The organism is Acaryochloris marina S15 (assembly GCF_018336915.1).
Classification (GTDB): Bacteria; Cyanobacteriota; Cyanobacteriia; order Thermosynechococcales; family Thermosynechococcaceae; genus Acaryochloris; species Acaryochloris marina_A.
Map to the genome: position 1 here is coordinate 3,030,899 of NZ_CP064923.1, position 15,137 is coordinate 3,046,035.

A 15,137-nucleotide genomic window follows, 5' to 3' on the forward strand; every position below is an offset into this window, starting at 1 on the left:
ACTGATGCTAAATTGCAACTTTTATTGATGGCGAGGCTACATCTTAAGATAGAAGCGATATTTACTAAATTCAGATGCCTATCTTAGTTGTTCTCGCGTTACTCATCGCCCTGATTGCCATCCTATTTGCGTTGCAAAACGCTTATTCGATTCCTGTGAGTTTTCTGATTTGGCAATTTTACGGCTCTTTAGCTCTAATTCTCTTACTAACGCTGGCATTAGGGGTTATCGTTGGCTTATTGGTCACTGCTCCCACTATTATTAAACGGGGATGGGTTTCTTCTCGCCAAAAGCGACAACTGAGTCAGCTGGAAGAAGACTACCAGGGGCAAGCTCAAGATGCATCTAGCCAGAAGAAGAAGCTTGATTTGATGCATTCGGCACAGATGCAGTTATTTTCGGCCCTCGGATTAACGGAACCTAAAACAGGGTTATTAGAATATCAGCTACTGGATCAAGTTCTCACTCATGCCTTGAGTAACTTGGGGGATAATCCTGATTCGGCTTGGCATCGCTCTATCTGTTTATTCGTGATGGATATTGAAGATGCCCCTAGTTCTGATGACGTCAATTCAAGAGCCGTTTGGCCTATCATTACCGATCGAATACAGCGTCAGCTTTCTCCTCGTAGCTGGCTACATTTTGATGGCAACCATCGTTTATATTGCATCACTCTGGGAATGGCCATTGAAGCAGCAGCCGACTATGGTGAGTTTCTATCCACAACTTTAGATGAACCCTTACAGCTAGTGGATGCTTCAGAAGTCTCTGTGAGTTTAAAGATTGGAGGTGCGATCGCACGCAATAACACCACCGTTACCAGTCAACAACTCATTTCCCAAGCCGAGCAAATGCTAGAGAAATCAAGCCTTTGGGGACGGAGTCGCTTTCGGATGGTGGAGGCAGGTGTCTCCTCTTAAGTCGATTGCTTCCTAGGAAGCTATAAATTTACAACTTCTTACCTACTGCCGGAATACCGTCGTCAACCCCCTCAACCGCCAATGGCAAGAAATGTTTCAGATGCGGGGGACTCCTGTTTTATTTCTTAGAATAGGGATATAAATCTTTCCCCCAACATTTTCTACGTTATAAGGTTCTTAGGTTTCAAGCTGCTTGCTTGGACTAAGTTTCTATAGATATTTATTCTGATCGTTTTAATTAAACGAAGACCATTCGTTGTTCACAACTAGGGGCAGTTTTCCTGTACCTAAAGTTTAAGAAATTAGGTTTAATCATGCTTATCTCTCCTCATCGTTCCTGGCTTTTTCCTACTCTATTAATTGCCGTCCTTCTATCAGTAGGCAATAGCCAAGAGAGTTATGCTAAACCTTATACTCAGCAATCGTCATTAGAACATATTGCTCTTTCCAGGGAAGATCGATCACAAATTTTGTTCTCCACAGGCATTCAAAAAGCCTTAAATGGAGATTATGTCCATGCTATTCAAGACTATGACCAAGCCCTTCAGCTAGCCCCTAGTAATTCAGAGGTCTATTACAACCGAGGCGTTGCTTATTTTTCAATTAATCGGCCCCAAAATGCACTGCAAGATTTTAGCCAAGCCATTGCTCTACAACCCAATATGGCTGAAGCTTATGGCAATCGAGGCTTAATTCGCCAAACCTTGGGAGATCGCCAAGGAGCCATCTCTGATTACCAGCAGGCTAAACAATTATTTCAACAAAAAGGAAATCGGCCAGCCGCTGAGCAAATGGAGCATTGGATCGATCAGCAAGGGACACCTCAATAGTTGGGTTGAGGTCGGGGCGATATTGGCACCAGACCGCACCAGACTACAGTGGTCTATCCTAGATTTACCCAATAGCCCTGTCATCACCCATGGCCTTTAAGTTACCTAAACGACAGACATCGGGTTCTGTCGTCTGTTTTTCCTGTCAGAAATTAGTATCAATTGAACAAAAGGAATGTCTCCAATGTGGTCAAGCTAATCCCAGCTTATGGGGATTTGCACGTCCAATTAGCAGATTAGGGGCCAATTTTGGTTTCATCAAAATTGTGATCATCGGGTGTACTTTGCTCTATCTGATCACACTATTGTTTGATCTTCCTGGTGTTCAGTCAGCAGGGGTTATGAACCTTTTAATGCCGAGTTCCTATAGCTTGCTGATTTTTGGCTCTACAGGTTCCGTTCCCATATTTGAGTGGGGCCGATGGTGGACAGTACTCAGTTCGGGTTGGCTCCATGGGGGGCTGTGGCATTTAGGGTTCAATATGGCCTGGTTAAACTATCTTTCACCCATGGTGGCAAAGGGGTATGGGGCAGGTCGGTTAGTCAGTATCTATACATTCACAACCATTACCAGTTCAGTGTTAACCAGTTTTGTGGCTCAATATTGGACTTCTTTGCCTGCATCGTTTAGTGGGTCTAACTTCAGTGTAGGAGCTTCTGGCGGCGTTTTTGGTCTCCTGGGAGCACTGGTGATTTATGGTCAACGGGCGAATCAACGACAGGTTTTACAACAAGCCCTGACGCTGACTATTGTTTCGTTTGTACTGTCAGCTTTTGTTGGTAGGGTAGACAATTGGGGACACCTGGGTGGGTTTATGGGTGGGTATCTAATCGGACTTATGCCTGGGTTTAACCCTAATCAACCTCAACGTCTCTATCATCTGGGGATTGCAGCTGGGGCATTGGCGGTGACCTTTGTCAGCATTATTCTGTCCCCCATCCATGCACTGCTCATTGGATAAACCGATTTCGCTGGCAGAGCATGACTTCATAGGTCTTGCATTATGCAAATATTTTGGTGATTAGGGCTTTGCTTTACAAAATATGAGGTAGAGAATTTTGAACCCACATCAGTCTAAATCCACCTTGTATGGGTCAGTAAAATGCATGATATTTCGCCGGGTTATCAAAGGAATTCATAGGGCACTAGATAACGATCAAAATCCATAAAACTCTTCCTTGAAATTAAGAGAAGATATAAACTTTTGGTATTTATAGGAATAATAAATCTAGAAGATCTGGCCTTAGAAACACTGAGACTTCCAATGCATGCAAGATCTTTTAATACACCTATTAATCTTTTACTGATTACACCTACTTATTCTCGACTATTAATCAAAGCTGTATATTTCACACGGGATCATTTTCTCAGGGCATGATGGGGGTTGTGTGTTGTACTGAGTTTGCGATCGCATATGACCCTGACCGCATTTAACTGGCCTCAACTTCAAAATGGTTCAGATATTCGAGGCGTTGCTTTAGAAGGCGTTGAAGGGGAAGCCGTGAACCTGACCCCAGAGATCGCCCAGATCTTAGGCATGGCTTTCGTACATTGGCTCTCCCAAACCCTGAACAAATCTGCTAGTGAGCTAACCGTTGGCGTCGGTCGAGACAGCCGCATTTCTGGCCCCACGTTGATGGACGCTGTTCTGGCTGGCATTACCCAGATGGGGAGTAATGGCTACAACTTTGGATTGGCCTCCACCCCAGCCATGTTCAAAAGCACGGTTACCGATGGGTTTAACTGTGACGGTGCAATTATGCTGACCGCTAGCCACCTTCCCTTTAATCGCAATGGCCTCAAATTTTTTACAGCTCAAGGAGGCCTAGGCAAAACCGATATCACCCAAATCCTCAGTCTCGCTGCTGAGCAGGCGTTTGAAGTGGCGGCTGATCCGGGCCAAGTCTCCGAGCACAACTTTATTGGGGTGTATGCCGCAGAACTGGTGAGTCAAATTCGCGCGGCTGTTAATCATCCAGACCATTTTGAACAACCCTTGCAAGGACTCCATATTGTCGTCGATGCCGGTAATGGCGCTGGAGGGTTTTACGCTGATCAGGTCTTAAAGCCCCTAGGAGCAGATATCATGGGCAGCCAATTTCTAGACCCAGATGGCACGTTTCCCAACCATATTCCTAATCCTGAAAATAAAGAAGCAATGGCAGCCATTTGCCAAGCCGTAACCCAGCAACAGGCAGACTTCGGTATTATTTTCGATACGGATGTGGATCGCGCTGCTGCCGTCGATCATCTTGGGCAGGATCTGAATCGCAATCGGCTGATCGCCTTAATCTCTGCGGTGGTTTTGCGGGAGCATCCAGGTTCCACCATTGTCACGGACTCCATCACTTCAGATGGGCTCACTCAATTTATTGGGGATGAGTTAGGCGGTGTGCATCATCGGTTTAAGCGCGGCTACAAGAATGTGATTAATGAGTCTGTTCGTTTAAACCAGTCAGGGCAAGAATCTTGGTTAGCCATTGAGACCTCCGGTCATGGGGCGATGAAGGAAAACTATTTTCTAGATGATGGGGCTTATCTGATCAGCAAGCTATTGGTCGAACTGGCGAAGTCCAAGATGGCAGGCCAAAATATCACTGATTTGATCGCCAATCTGACAGAACCTCAGGAAAGTGAAGAATATCGTATCAAGATCCAGGCGGATGATTTCAAAGCCCATGGGAACTCGGTTATTTCCAAGTTAGAAAACTTTGCGGCTCAGCAATCAGACTGGCAAATCGTTCCCAATAATTACGAAGGTATTCGGATCGCCTGCAGCTCCCCCTCAGAGCAAGGCTGGTTATTACTGCGATTGTCCCTCCACGATCCCGTTTTACCCCTAAATATTGAGTCTAATGTAGGAGGTGGTGTGGCCAGTATTGCAACAAAGCTCGCCTCTTTTTTCCAAGGTATTGATGGATTGAACTTGCCTTCAGCGCTTAGGAGTTCCTAGCAATATGAAGGCCCATTAGACCTGGGCGGAAGAAGAGCATTGTTTAGTCTGCACTGCTTCTGTTTTCAAGACGGTAATGGGTGCAGGTAGGCTACCTTCTTTCAACTGGAAGGCCAAGTTTTTCACCATTTCCAAATCAAAGTTGCCAGTAATGACCGCCGCTCCCCCAGCAATCCCTGTTTTAGCAAACCGAGAGGAAACAATTGCCTCACTTAATAGTTGATCGTCCAGAAAAATGCCGATGGGTCGTTGGGTCCCAGCCACTTTTTTGGTGATTTGCTGAAACTGCTCAGCGCCTTGGGCGTCAAAACGGAGAGCGACATCCCAACGATTCCCCACAGAAGCAACCTGGTACGATGCATCAATCACATTTTTATCGGTCAAAACGGGCGGGCCATATAGTTTTTTGTAGATCTGGGCTAGCTGCTTTTCAAGCTGACGGGGATCGGATTCCTTTGCTTTCAATTTAGGCTGGAGCGCTATCTTTTGAAGTAACAGGGATTCGGTTTGAGGAGTCGTTGGATTTTGTAGACGAAACGTTAAATGCGATCGCTGAGTGATTTGCTCCACAGCTTGGCGCTGATCTAACTGACCCGGCAGCTGAACCAAAAATTGATTGGGGGGCAGGGGGACCAAACCAACTACTATCTGTCCAAGATTCAGCAATCGCTCCCTTAAAACAGTTTGAACTTGGTCAAACGCTTGCTCACGAGATATCTTGTCTTGGTAGACTTGCCCCATTTGCAGCGTCAGTTCAGTGCCTTGAAAGGGACATAGTTTTGCAGAAGAAACGGTTGAGGGGATAGAGATGGGAAATTGAGACAAAAAATCAACGTCAGCACAATGAGTTGTTGTCGCTAAGGTGATCAATGCTGATGCGATTCCAGACTGCAAGCTATAGGGCATAAGCACTCCAATCTCGATTTATCTCTCCATGCTAATTCACCCTATACCCATTCACCAGATACACTCTGGGATAGGGGTTGTTGCCTCCATTCACATCTAATCTCATTTCAGAGACATCTATGTTCTATCGACTGCTGCAACTGTTAATTGGGATCGGGCTATTTTTAAGTCTTTGGATTGTAGTTCCTGCCCCCACTTTTTCGTTGCTTCCCTTGGGCGTTGGAGCACCTGAAATTAGTCCAGGGTTGATGGTATTGAATGGGATCACAATTTTGCTCACCTTCTTTTACCGCACCCATAAGACTGCCTTTCGAATCATGATGGTGAGTGGTCTATTGGGTCTAGTCTTAAGTAGCTTGCCACTGATTCAACTACCCAGAGCGATTCAGCAAGCCAATGGGGCAATGCAAACCAACCTGGGCAAAGATTATTTAGCCAAATTATCTCCAGCCCAGCAAGCCCAACTACGCCCCCATCCCTTTAGCATTCTTGACTTCGTTCGCCAAATCCCCCTAGGAAAAATCCGCCAAGATCTAGGTATTCCCTTCGCTCAACCCGATGGACAGACCTTAAAGCTCAATCTCTATCGCCCGCCCCAGCCAGGAACCTATCCAGCCGTTGTCATGATTTATGGGGGGGCCTGGCGGACCGGGAGCCCTGACAGTAACGCCGCATTTAGTCAGTATCTCGCAGCTCGGGGGTACGTCGTTTGGGCCATTTCCTATCGGCATACCCCCCGCTACCAATTTCCGACTCAATTAGAAGATGTGCGATCCGCCCTCACCTTTATCAAAGATCATGCATCCGAATATGAAACTGATTCCAACCGAGTCGCATTACTGGGGCGTTCAGCGGGTGGGCATCTGGCGACGCTAGCAGCCTATGGAGAAACCGATCTACCCGTCCAGGCCGTTGTGAGTTACTACAGTCCAGTCAACCTGGCTAAGGGCTATTATGATCCGCCTGTTCCTGACCCTATTGATATCAAATCAGTCCTAAAAGCATTTATTGGCGGTGATCCGAAACAATTTCCCGAGAAATACCGACAAGCCTCACCCATTAATGCCGTTAAACCCAATCTTCCCCCCACTTTGTTGGTCTACGGGGCTCAGGATCATTTAGTGAAAGTAAAATTCGGTCGCAATATGCTGAGAAAATTGCACTCTGAGGGCAATACCGCTGTCATGATTGAAATCCCCTGGGCAGAACATGCCTTTGACGCCATTTTTAGCGGGGTCAGTAACCAAATTGCTCTTTACTATACAGAACGATTCTTAGCCTGGTCCTTACTCTAAAGCCCCCTAGATAAGAATGCTTCTCAAAAAGAGTATTTATTTTGCAAGGTAGGCTTATTTACTACGTTTGTGCCTAAGATGAAGGTTGGATTGCATACAACGGTAGGTAGCCTCATGTCTTCAGAAGCAAAAGCAGTCAAGAAACTAATCGAACAACAAAGCTTTGGTGTCCTTTCAACAACATCAGTGGCTGTGGAAGGCTTTCCCTTTGGATCGGTCACGCCCTATAGCTTGATGGAAACCTATCATCCCCTGATTTTTATCAGCAATTTAGCTCAACACACCAAAAACATCATCAACGACAATCGAGTCTCTTTAACTATCTTAGAAAATTTGCAAGATGGGGCCGAAGATCCACAGAAGCATGGACGAGCCAGTATCCTAGGGCGAGCAACGCCACTGGAAACGACGGGTGCTGAAAATGAAGCCAAGTACCAACAATATTTCCAGCGGTTTCCTGAAGCTGAAGGATATCAGAACACCCATGGCTTTCAGCTTTATGAGATTACGCCTGTGCGGATTCGCTTTATTGGTGGGTTTGGCAAGATTTTTTGGCTAGAGCCCGAGCAGTTTGCCGAATAACTTTAGGATTGCTGCTGGGAAATATCCATCCAGGCCCTCAGAATTTCTGCAACAGACCAAGCTTGGGCAAAACAACCTCGGGGATAAAACGGTGGATCGCCATCAAAAATCTCGCTAATACTGCCCAGGCCATGGGTCTGAAGATGGTTGGCAATGGGGTTGAGGAGTGATAGCGCTTCTTTGGGATTCTTATAAACTCGGTAATGGGCTTGGACGTAAGGACCTAGGAGCCAACCCCATACAGTTCCTTGGTGATAGCGACTATCTCGTTTAACCTGATCTCCCCCATAGGTCCCTTGATATTGTGGATCGTCTGGGAAGAGGGATCGCAATCCATGAGACGTGAGTAAATAACGTCCGCAGGTCTCAACCACCGCCTGCTGTTGCTCATCCGTCAGCAACGCTGGATAATCCGCTGCTCCCGCCACTAGGGGGAGCGATACGGCAAAGATTTGATTGGGCCGCAAGGTGAGGTCATCTCCCTGCGGACCATCCAGCACATCGGCACAGTAGCCTTGGGTAGGCTGCCAAAACCGCTGGAACCCTTCCAACATCAGTTGGGCCATATCTCGATAAACTTGCTGGGGCTGGCCCAGCTGTTGAGCGAACCGTTCCATACTCCGCAGAGCGTTATACCAAAGGGCATTAATTTCAATGGGTTTTCCCGTTCTTGGGGTAACCACCCAGTCACCAATTTTGGCATCCATCCAGGTCAGTTGTGCTCCCTCTTCCCCTGCATAGAGCAGCCCATCTATATCCACATGGATTTGGTAGCGTGTACCTTGCCGATGCCAATCGATCACCCGGACCAAGGATGGAAACAACTCTTCCAGTAGTTCATTATCTTGAGTCGCCGCAGTGTAGATACGGATGGCTTCAAAGTACCAGAGAATCGCATCGACGGTATTGTAATCTGGTAGCTTGCCCACCTCAGGAAAAACATTAGGCAACATCCCCTGATCTAAATACCGGGCAAAGGTGCGAATAATCGTGCGGGCGATGCGAGGTCTCCCTGTAGAAATAGTCAGACCGGGTAGGCTAATCATGGTATCCCGCCCCCAATCACCAAACCACGGATAGCCTGCAATCACCGTTTTCCCTTCCGGTTCTTCAGCTAAGGGACGATTCACAATAAATTGATCAGCAGCTAAGGCCAATTGCTGAATCCATTGGGGCATTGGGGATGCGGGTGTAACGTCCAGCTCGCCTCGAATCATTTCCTCATAAAAACGGCGCTCAAGTAAGGCGGTGGCCCCATCTAAATTGGCATGAGGTTGAGTACTGGCGACCACTGTCAAGCTATCACCGGGGTTCAGAACGACTTCTAAAGTCGTGATATGGAGATGATTATCCTGATCATCTAATCCTCGGTATTGCTCCAGCCCCAATTCAAACCCTTGGTACCAGTGGTGTTGCGTAACTAAGCCCCCCTGGCTGACCAATAGATAAAAGGGAGTCGCCGTCTCATTAGCCTTAATTCGAATGCCCTGGGCAACAGACTGAGTCTGCATTTGCCACTGATGGGAATGGGTTTGACTATGGTGATCTCGATAATTTATTAATGCTTTGACAGATAGAGCTACCGGACCACTACCCCGCCTGAGCTGATAGTGGATATAGGTCGTATTTTCACCCTGCTGCATCCACACCCGTTTTTCCAGCAGGGCATCAGCCAGGGCATAGCGCCAACAAGGAACCGTTCCTTCCAACTCAAATTGCTCAATATATCGATACCCCTGGGGGGTGACACTACCGTCAGCCCATTGATTCGTAGAGAGATCAAACAATTCACCGTTATAAAGAGCCGCTTCCTCCAGTTTAGAAAGTAAGAGCGTTCGTTCCAAGGGCGGGGTCAAAGCAGCGATTAGCAGCCCATGATAACGCCGGGTAAATAGGCCCGCCACAGTTCCCGCGGCATATCCACCTATGCCATTGGTCACGAGCCATTCTCGGGAAGAGGCTATTTTGAGATCACTAGTAATCTCTCGCCCTAACTGAATCATTCTGTATCCCCCTTTCGTAGCTGTTCATCTTACAGAGATGATGCCGCTAGCTTAGGGACATTATCGTTAGGTTGGTTGGGGATGTTCAATTAACTTAAAGAATCAGAAAACTGAATGGGGCGATTATTGAGGGCTTGGACCGGTCTAGCATTAGCGTGAAACCTAGACTTGAAGGTATTGATTTGCTGGCGGGAAGCTTGAATCGGTTGCTGTAGAATCGCCCAATTCACAGATTCACTACACGGGGGTGTCGTCAATGAACCTTGGTAATGGTAAAAACTGCGATCGCGGGGCAGTAGCGAGCTAACATCAATATCTAAATTAGGTGCATTCTCCTTTTCTACCCCAGGCATATTGTCCCAAATCTCATCCAATAAAGGATTTGCAGCCCCTGGCTTGATCATGACTCCCAGCACAGCCAGCTCATTGGCCGCGTTCTTATGGACCAGGTGCATTTCCATGGCACTGGTTTTATTGTCAATCAGGTGCTCGCTGGGAGCATGAAAATGAAACTGGACTAATTCATAGGTCTGACTATTCAGGGTGAGGGTATTTCCGGCTTCATAGTTCACCGTTACCGTGCGCCCATTATTGACTTCATCCAGCGGAGATGAGTGGTAGTCCACATTTAGGGTTTCGTGATCGCTGTTGAGATCTTGCGATCGCAAGTTGATCGGCGACTGCGCCTGCCCCGTTGAACAGAGGGAATAGTCGGACTGCAATTCTGACCAATGTCCCGGATCGGATGCGCCTTCATAACTCCAGATCGGAGTTGCGATCGCAGGTGTCGCCAACAACATCCAAATACAACCAATCAGGCAAGAAAGAGCACTGTTTAAGAGACGCATAATTAACTAGGTATAAAGCAGGCTGTTTTGACTGTAAGTCAATCATTGCCTCCAAAGAATCAAGATTTCTAAACCGCCTCATACTCCCAAGAGCTATTTCCAGAACAAGATTATGGATGGGACCGAACCGCACATATTAAAACCGCATCCCTCACCCTACATAGAACAAGTTTGCTCGAATCGGGCACCCTAATATGTATTGGTTATTTGTCTTCATCCTATGCGTCCAAGTGCTTTTCGGGCTAGGTTTTTAGCACTATTTGGTCTTGGGATAGCACTTCATCCCCTCTCCTCTGCAAACGCTGTCCCAAAGAAACAGTTCTCAGACTGGTGCACCAATATTGTCCAGCTCGAACCAGGACAACGCCATACCATTACGACCTTATTAAAAATTGCGAAAACCGAGGACTGTCTTGAAGCAGAGCAGGTTCTGGGTTCTAATCCAGGGCTTAACCTCCAGAGTCAGGGAATAACAGATTTGAGTCCCCTCAAGTCTTTACCTCATCTGAGCAACCTTAACCTTATGGACAACCAGATCAAGGATCTCAGCCCCTTAAGCCACTTACCCAATCTGAGTTTCCTTCTGGCCGGTCGCAATCAAATTAAAGATGTATCGCCCTTAGCTAAGCTCCCCAACCTCAGTTATGTGGTCTTAGATCTAAATCAAATTCAAGATGTGAGCATGTTAACGCCTCTACAAAAGCTCACCTCCCTCAATCTATTGTCGAATCCGATCCAGAAAAAACTTTGTCCCGTTACACCTAGCAGCGTTTGCTTGTTTAGTGATGAAGCTCAGGATCAATTCGCAACCGCAGAACAACAGTATCAACAAGGTAATTTACGATTAGCCCTACAAAATTTTCAAACGCTGCAAAATACTTACAAGCAAAATAGTGATCGCCACAAACTAGGGGACACCCTGAACCGCTTAGGCGATATTCATCAACAGTTGGGCAACTATCCCAAAGCTTTAGCAACTTATGAACAAGCCTTTCAGCTCCGTCAAGAGATTACCGATGAATCAGGCATCGTGGTTTCTCTCACCAGCCTAGCGTCCGTCTATGAACGATTAGCGCTTTATCCTAAGGCTCAAGACTTACTTCAGCAAGCATCTGTCTCTCTGGGTAATCAAAACCCCTTCCGATTAGATGGGGGAGGTGTATACGAACATGCGAAGGAAGAAGCATTGCTCTATGGCTGGCAAGCCCGACTGTTTATCCGTCAAGGGCAGCAGGCCAAAGCATTAAAGGCTTTAGATAAAGCTCAGGGGCTGTTTGATAACATACCGCCCGCCTTTCCCAATAAGCGTTTTCATGAACGCCTGATTCTGGAAACCCGAGGAGCAGCCCTATTGGGGCTTGGACAAACAGATACAGCCGTGACGGTGCTGCAATCCACTTTAGCGGTGGCAACCGAAATTGAGGATCAGGCGGGAATGGCTTCTACCCTCAATCTGTTGGGTAAAGCTTACCGTCAACAGGGAAATGCGAAACAAGCCCTCAAGGTTTTTCGGCAAGCTCTAGGGATTAATCAGGTCATTGAGAATCAACCTGGGGTGGGACTGACTCACCACAATATGGGAGAAACTTGGCTCCAGGCAAAAGATTATGACCAGGCCAGGACTGCTTTAGCGAAGGCAGTCGAAATCTGGGAGTCTCTGCGTCCGGGTCTAACGGATGCCAATAAGGTCTCTCTGTTTGAGACTCAGGTGATTACCTACTCCTATCTACAAACTGCGTTGATTGCCCTGGAGAAACCCGATCAAGCCCTAGAAGTTGCTGAACGAGGTCGGGCCCGCGCCTTTGTTGAGTTGCTCTCATCTCGTATTGGGGCCGACTCCTCCAGTCAATTCCAGCAGCCTAGCCCCCCAAGCATTGATCAAATTCGCAACATCGCTCGCAGCCAAAAAGCCACGTTAGTCGAGTACTCACTGCTGCCAGAACAGCTCCTGATTTGGGTGATCACACCCGATGGATTAGTCTCATTGCGACAAGTGGATCTGAAGGCGCTATCGGAACAATCGCAGCAATCACTCCCTCAAATGGTTGCAGAAGCGAGACAAGCAATGGAAATGGGGACTGGTACAGACATGATGTCTCTTTCCCTGGATGGTCTTCCTGTTGCCCAGTCTCCCGATCATTTGAGTCAACTCCATCAGGTTCTCATTGATCCGATCGCAGATTTGCTACCTAAAAATGCTGATGAACGCGTTATCTTCATCCCCCATCGTGAATTATTTATGGTGCCTTTCCCAGCCCTAGAAGGAGAAGATGGCCCTTTAATCGCCCGACATACGATGCTGACGGCTCCTTCAATCCAGCTGTTGCACTATACCGAACAGCGACGAAAACAGTTACTACAGAGTCCCCAAAAAGCGCTGGTGGTCGGCAATCCCGACATGCCCCATCTCTCTCCCGGAATAGATCTGCCTGCTGAACCCCTACTGCCCTTGCCCGGAGCTGAGCAGGAAGCCGTCGAGATTGCCTCACTGCTCGATACATCCCCTCTAACAGGAGCAGAAGCGACTGAAGCGTTGGTGACAAAACGCATGTCCAAAGCACCTGTGATTCATTTAGCGACCCACGGATTGTTGGAAGAACTGAAGCATTTAGGATTTAATATTCCAGGTGCGATCGCACTCACCCCATCGGCCCAACAAAACGATGGCCTCCTCACCACATCAGAAATTCTCAATCTCGATCTCCAAGCAGAACTCGTGGTTCTGAGTGCTTGCAATACCGGAGTTGGGACCATCACTGGAGACGGAGTGATTGGCTTATCTCGGGCATTGATGGCCTCGGGTGCTCCCAGCTTAATCGTGTCTCTATGGGCCGTCCCCGACGCCCCCACAGCCAACCTCATGACAGAATTCTATACCCACTGGCAACAAAACCCAGATAAAGCTCAAGCTCTACGCCATGCCATGTTAAAAACCCGTGAACAGCACCCCGACCCACGAGATTGGGCTGCATTTTCCCTAATGGGACAAGCTGAATAATCAGTGCAATAAAATGGCCAAGGGATTACCCATTGGGATTGCCACGAAGATCATAAACAATTTTTTTCATTCAAGTCAGCCCTTGAGTTGAAATTCGATCACAGACCTGAATAAGTTCCTGAATAAATCTGAAGTTTTCAGGATTTTTTCTGCAGTTTGACTTTGGGATAGTGAAATCAACAGCGAAGCACACCCCAGCAACCTACTAACCCTTTTAAACCTGGAACGCTAAACCAGCCTTCGCCCTTACAAATCCTTGAGGAGCAGCACAATGACTCAACCCATCAAACGACGAACCAAATTGGCAGGTGTATTAGTAACTACCCTGCTGGTCCTGACCTCTCCCATCGCTTTAGCTCAACACTACAGTCCCACTAACAGTGAATTGGAAGAACTCCACGAGGTTGCTGCTGAACACTTAGATAGGGTCCAAACTCTCTCCATTAAAGAAGGGGTTGAATACTGTGGATATTTTGGGTTCTACACCGGCGGCCCTTTCACTGGAACATCCCCTAAACGGGGGCGTGCAGATAGTTGTGAGCCCAATAATCCACCGGTAGGCTTTACGATCCTTGCTTCGTACCATACCCACGGTTCCTATACGATAGATGCCGACACAGAAGTTCCCTCTGTAGAAGACTTACAAGCAGATATCCAAGAGAAAATTTATGGCTATATCGCCACCCCTTCAGGAAGAGTTTGGTTAAACGATCCTAAACACAAAGATTCAGTCATGCTATTCGGGCCAGGCAGTGTAGTCAGTGATCCAAACTTTCGTAGATGCCAAAATTTTGCTCCCAAAGCCCAATATACAATCCCTCAGCTCAGACAAAGGGCTGCGAATGACCAGGGTGAATGTTAACCCACTACACATATCGCGTTGCTTGCTCTCTGGAGTATCTGCCCATAGATCCAGGGGGCAAGCAACGTAACTTGAGCCTTCTCCTATTAAGGGGAAAGCTGGCCGTTGGGATTCATATCTACTTCAGACACATTACTCAACTTGGGACTTTGCCCATTGATTCAACCTAAAAAGAGTTCTCAGCAGTTGAGATCAATCTTCACAACTTTCAAGACACAACAGAGTCCTAAAATTCAAAATACGACTCCTATCAGCCTCAAAATAATCCTATCCCTCTGGGACTCGGATATCTATCACGCTGGGCTTGAAATTGTACAGTCCACCATCTAGTTCCACAGGTAGGCCAACTTTGATTAAAGTACCGCCAAAAACTGGGCCATTACCCGTCATTTGGCCCTTTCCTTCCAATGTGATAATCATATTGACTGAGAATTTTTCTTCCTCTCTAGGATCGGCAACGGCTTTGACAGAACCGTCCGATTGAGGAGCCAATGTGGTTCTGGGCATAAATTCTACTTTCTTAATCTTGACCTCACCAATCGGCTGGTTACGGATTTTAAAACTAGCCTTCTCCCCCTCCTTAATCAAGGTTTTGGGATTTCGAGTTTTCAATCCTAATACCAATAAGTCAACCTCAACATTGGCATCGGAGTTTGCCAAGGTGCCAGACGGTCCTGGGAATAAGAAAATCCCCCCCACCACAAGCAACATGATTAAGACAGCCCCAGCATCTAAGAGGTTGACTTTACCGAATAAGCGTCCCTTGGAATCCAATACAGCCATTTGCAAATAAGTCCTAGACGTCTACAGGTGAAACTAAAGAGTGGAATGCCACTAAATTTTTGATGCTGCCAGACTATCACGTCTTTTGGCCTTGTAAGCCGAGAAGTCGATCCTAGCAAAAGAGCTTCGGCCCACGATATTCCCTAACAGAACTTG

Annotated in this window: 12 protein-coding genes; 8 read left to right on the top strand and 4 right to left on the bottom strand. The window is 47.1% G+C overall.

Annotated features, from left to right (window positions below; translation table 11 throughout):
* Positions 1-74 precede the first annotated feature (74 nt).
* The 4 genes from I1H34_RS14020 to I1H34_RS14035 all read left to right on the top strand — a co-directional run bounded on the left by I1H34_RS14020 (position 75) and on the right by I1H34_RS14035 (position 4,704).
* Entirely contained in the window at positions 75-920 is an 846-nt protein-coding gene (locus I1H34_RS14020; protein WP_212661712.1) for a LapA family protein, read from the top strand.
* Between the two features lie 314 nt (positions 921-1,234).
* Complete coding sequence (locus tag I1H34_RS14025; RefSeq protein ID WP_212661713.1) at positions 1,235-1,750, top strand: tetratricopeptide repeat protein; 516 nt, start codon at positions 1,235-1,237, stop codon at positions 1,748-1,750.
* An 89-nt stretch (positions 1,751-1,839) separates the two neighbouring features.
* Positions 1,840-2,712: a rhomboid family intramembrane serine protease gene (locus tag I1H34_RS14030; RefSeq protein WP_212661714.1), complete on the top strand. Its 873-nt coding sequence runs from the start codon at positions 1,840-1,842 to the stop codon at positions 2,710-2,712.
* A 453-nt stretch (positions 2,713-3,165) separates the two neighbouring features.
* Positions 3,166-4,704: a phosphomannomutase/phosphoglucomutase gene (locus I1H34_RS14035; RefSeq protein WP_212661715.1), complete on the top strand. Its 1,539-nt coding sequence runs from the start codon at positions 3,166-3,168 to the stop codon at positions 4,702-4,704.
* A 15-nt stretch (positions 4,705-4,719) separates the two neighbouring features.
* On the opposite strand, the gene I1H34_RS14040 is transcribed toward I1H34_RS14035, so the two are convergent.
* Complete coding sequence (locus I1H34_RS14040; protein ID WP_249369226.1) at positions 4,720-5,610, bottom strand: preprotein translocase subunit SecD; 891 nt, start codon at positions 5,608-5,610, stop codon at positions 4,720-4,722.
* 119 nt (positions 5,611-5,729) lie between these two features.
* Here I1H34_RS14040 and I1H34_RS14045 point away from each other — a divergent pair, with 119 nt between their 5' ends.
* Together I1H34_RS14045 and I1H34_RS14050 are read left to right on the top strand one after the other, a co-directional pair.
* Positions 5,730-6,905 (top strand): alpha/beta hydrolase, encoded by a 1,176-nt coding sequence (locus I1H34_RS14045; protein ID WP_212661716.1) that lies wholly within the window; start codon positions 5,730-5,732, stop codon positions 6,903-6,905.
* A gap of 114 nt (positions 6,906-7,019) precedes the next feature.
* Positions 7,020-7,487, top strand: coding sequence for a HugZ family pyridoxamine 5'-phosphate oxidase (locus I1H34_RS14050; protein ID WP_212661717.1), 468 nt, complete (start codon positions 7,020-7,022; stop codon positions 7,485-7,487).
* A 2-nt stretch (positions 7,488-7,489) separates the two neighbouring features.
* Here I1H34_RS14050 and I1H34_RS14055 read toward each other — a convergent pair whose 3' ends face one another.
* Together I1H34_RS14055 and I1H34_RS14060 are read right to left on the bottom strand one after the other, a co-directional pair.
* Complete coding sequence (locus tag I1H34_RS14055; RefSeq protein ID WP_212661718.1) at positions 7,490-9,490, bottom strand: amylo-alpha-1,6-glucosidase; 2,001 nt, start codon at positions 9,488-9,490, stop codon at positions 7,490-7,492.
* 89 nt (positions 9,491-9,579) lie between these two features.
* Positions 9,580-10,338 carry a carbonic anhydrase gene (locus I1H34_RS14060; protein ID WP_212661719.1) on the bottom strand — a complete coding sequence of 253 codons (759 nt, stop codon included), beginning with the start codon at positions 10,336-10,338 and terminating at the stop codon, positions 9,580-9,582.
* Positions 10,339-10,558: 220 nt separating this feature from the next.
* Between I1H34_RS14060 and I1H34_RS14065 the strand changes: the two genes are divergently transcribed.
* Both I1H34_RS14065 and I1H34_RS14070 read left to right on the top strand, forming a co-directional pair.
* A complete protein-coding gene (locus I1H34_RS14065; RefSeq protein ID WP_212661720.1) occupies positions 10,559-13,336 on the top strand; it encodes a CHAT domain-containing protein in 2,778 nt (925 codons plus the stop codon).
* A 271-nt stretch (positions 13,337-13,607) separates the two neighbouring features.
* On the top strand, positions 13,608-14,198 hold the full coding sequence (locus I1H34_RS14070; RefSeq protein ID WP_212661721.1) for a DUF4329 domain-containing protein: 591 nt from the start codon (positions 13,608-13,610) through the stop codon (positions 14,196-14,198).
* A gap of 267 nt (positions 14,199-14,465) precedes the next feature.
* Here I1H34_RS14070 and I1H34_RS14075 read toward each other — a convergent pair whose 3' ends face one another.
* The gene (locus I1H34_RS14075) at positions 14,466-14,981 is read right to left on the bottom strand and encodes a DUF4330 domain-containing protein (protein WP_212661722.1); all 516 of its coding nucleotides are present in this window, start codon (positions 14,979-14,981) and stop codon (positions 14,466-14,468) included.
* Positions 14,982-15,137 lie beyond the last annotated feature (156 nt).

Coding starts and splice junctions, on each gene's coding strand:
- I1H34_RS14020 (WP_212661712.1), top strand. CDS start 75: ATGCCTATCTTAGTTGTTCTCGCGTTACTCATCGCCCTGATTGCCATC.
- I1H34_RS14025 (WP_212661713.1), top strand. CDS start 1,235: ATGCTTATCTCTCCTCATCGTTCCTGGCTTTTTCCTACTCTATTAATT.
- I1H34_RS14030 (WP_212661714.1), top strand. CDS start 1,840: ATGGCCTTTAAGTTACCTAAACGACAGACATCGGGTTCTGTCGTCTGT.
- I1H34_RS14035 (WP_212661715.1), top strand. CDS start 3,166: ATGACCCTGACCGCATTTAACTGGCCTCAACTTCAAAATGGTTCAGAT.
- I1H34_RS14040 (WP_249369226.1), bottom strand. CDS start 5,610: ATGCCCTATAGCTTGCAGTCTGGAATCGCATCAGCATTGATCACCTTA.
- I1H34_RS14045 (WP_212661716.1), top strand. CDS start 5,730: ATGTTCTATCGACTGCTGCAACTGTTAATTGGGATCGGGCTATTTTTA.
- I1H34_RS14050 (WP_212661717.1), top strand. CDS start 7,020: ATGTCTTCAGAAGCAAAAGCAGTCAAGAAACTAATCGAACAACAAAGC.
- I1H34_RS14055 (WP_212661718.1), bottom strand. CDS start 9,490: ATGATTCAGTTAGGGCGAGAGATTACTAGTGATCTCAAAATAGCCTCT.
- I1H34_RS14060 (WP_212661719.1), bottom strand. CDS start 10,338: ATGCGTCTCTTAAACAGTGCTCTTTCTTGCCTGATTGGTTGTATTTGG.
- I1H34_RS14065 (WP_212661720.1), top strand. CDS start 10,559: ATGCGTCCAAGTGCTTTTCGGGCTAGGTTTTTAGCACTATTTGGTCTT.
- I1H34_RS14070 (WP_212661721.1), top strand. CDS start 13,608: ATGACTCAACCCATCAAACGACGAACCAAATTGGCAGGTGTATTAGTA.
- I1H34_RS14075 (WP_212661722.1), bottom strand. CDS start 14,981: ATGGCTGTATTGGATTCCAAGGGACGCTTATTCGGTAAAGTCAACCTC.